This is a genomic window from Baaleninema sp. (assembly GCF_049974805.1).
Taxonomy (GTDB): Bacteria; Cyanobacteriota; Cyanobacteriia; order Cyanobacteriales; family Geitlerinemataceae; genus Baaleninema.
Window position 1 is genome coordinate 1 of the sequence record NZ_JBNGCO010000095.1, and the last position, 2,495, is coordinate 2,495.

General features: G+C 56.6%; 1 protein-coding gene. It reads right to left on the reverse strand.

Annotated elements, in window-relative coordinates; genetic code table 11:
• Positions 1-1,954 (reverse strand): beta strand repeat-containing protein (locus ACP5D4_RS16505; protein ID WP_428012722.1); only part of this gene is annotated, 1,954 nt, incomplete at its 3' end.
• Positions 1,955-2,495 lie beyond the last annotated feature (541 nt).

Sequence of the window (2,495 nt, forward strand, 5' to 3'; positions counted from 1 at the left end):
CACCACCAACGAGGCTGTCTCCACCGTACTTCGCTCCTTGGATAATGTCGTTTCCGGCACCTCCATCGATATTCACGGAAGGTGCGTTGGTTCCAACACCCGCGCCATCGGTTGCAGTCGTACCAACCCCGAGTTGGTCGTCACCGTCACCGCCAATCAAGTTAATCGGTCCATCAGCACCATCGGAACCGACGGCTTGGATAACAATTTTCTCGTTACCAGCACCGCCGTCGATGACTGCACCCGCACCAACAAAGGGGATTTGACCGGTGGTACCGTTGAAGAGGTCGTCGCCGTCTCCACCGGAAACTGTTGCACCCGCAGCCAGGGTATCGATACTGATGGTATCGTTACCTTCACCGCCATCGGCAGCACCGGCCAGAGTCGTAATATCGAGGTAGTCGTCACCAGCACCGCCATCGACCATACCGCCAGCCGCGACACTGCCCGTAATCTCGATGGTGTCGTTACCTTCACCACCCATCACCGAACCGGTCGAGGCAACGTTGACGGCTTGAATCTCGTCATCGCCGCCGCTGGTGTTGACTTGACCCGTCACCGTACCAGAGAACTGGATGATGTCGGGGGCTTGGTTGTCCGTAATCAGACCGCCAGAGGTCAAACCGCGTTCGACAACACTTTGATCCCCTTGAACGAACCAGGTGGCTTCACCGCCAAATTCATCCGTCGGTTTAACGATGACGGTGGTGTTGAGAGCGTTCACACCCATGTAGGTGTTCAGACCCTCTTCGTCGAAGACGATGTTGTCGCCGTCGGTGAACATATAGGTGTCATCACCGAGACCGCCGTCCATGGTGTCGCCGCCGGCTGCGGTTCCAGAGAGGACATCGTTACCGCTGTGACCGATGAGGTTGTTACCGCCGTCTTGCGACACCAGATAGTCATCACCACCAGCGGTTCCGGCGTTTTCGTTGTCGCCGGCCACGGTGACGCCGCTTCCGGCCGCCATCACGGTGTCGTTCCCGAAGCCTTCGGTGATGGTGGGATTGTCACCCCACATTTCTCCGCCACCGGCGAAGCTCAATTCGAGCATATCGTCGCCAGCATCGCCGTAGGCGAAGGACTCACCGCTGGAACTACCAGATAAGACATCGTTGCCTTGACCGCCAGCCATGGTAATGCCGCCACCGACGCTGTCGCCGAGAAGCAGGCTGTCATCACCAGCGTTACCGGCCATCAGGTGGTTGCTACCGGCTTGAACGTAGAGAATATCGTCGCCGACATCAGTTCCAGCAATAGCACCGCCAGTGGGATCGACGTCACCGTTGAGAATCGCACCGCTGATGCTGTCGCTGAGGACGGCCAGGTAGTCGGCACCGAGGTCGCCGAACAGGACTCCACCGTCTCCGGCTAAGTCGCTGCCGAAGCTGGCGGTGTCGTCGTTCTTACCGCCGAAAATACTGTCACCGGCGTTTCCGGCTTCCATGGTGTCGCTACCGGCGTTGCCGAACATGATACTCGGATCGTCGGGACCACCTTTAACGTAATCGTCGCCGTCTCCAGCGGCAATGGTGTCGTCGCCTTCTCCGCCGACGATGGAGTCGTTGTCGTCTCCACCGAGGAAAATGTTTCCGGCTTCTTCGGCCATCAGGTAGTCGTTGCCGGGTCCGCCGAATAGGGTGTTATCACCTTCTTCAGACATGACGACATCGTTGCCGATGTCTCCGTAGAGCAACGCCCGACCGCTATTGTTGGTGATGGTGTCGTCGCCTTTGCCGCCGAAGGCGCTATCGCGAACGCCTCGGCTCTGGATATAGTCGTTTCCTTCGTTTCCGAAGAGTAAGGAACCGAGGTTGGGGTCTCCGTTGAGAACGCTGCTGAGGCTATCGTCTCCGGCAGAACCCGCTACTGCTCCTTTGACTTGAGTGAGACCGAGCAGTTCGTCACGCTCGTCTCCTACTAAAATTTCGTTAAAACTTCCGAGTGCAGTCACTTATCGCTCCTCTTCCTCGCTAACGGTTTGTGAAGTGTACCTGTTGCTGTGTGCTTGGGGTACGGGGCGGTTGAATCGAACTGTTGGGGGTTTAATCCTGCTTGTTCGACCGCTTGGCGCACCTTATACAGGTACGGTCGGTTCTCAGTCTCGCTGTACGCATAACAGTCGCCAATTTACAGCATGGATACTGATATTGTCTAGATCGGTGGGAACACGCAGTCTCAGTTGGTTTGGCTCGCTTTGGGCGAGGGGTTGTTGAGGGGTTGCGCGTTCTGCCGATGGACTCGGCGACTTTTATTAGGTTTAGTCTGATGGTCTGGGGATTTTGTTCCCGGTGGGTTGGGATTTTTTTGGGCTTAATGTTTGTTAACACCTTTAATCCATACCACATTGGGTCTGAATCGGCAATTATTCGGGTTTTGAGGGGATGATGGGGGGAGGGGTTTGGAATTTTTCGGTTGGGGGCGGTGCGTGATGCGGGAACGTCATTTGAGGGTGGGAGGCGGTATTTTTTGCCCCGCGTCACGGCACCCTACGG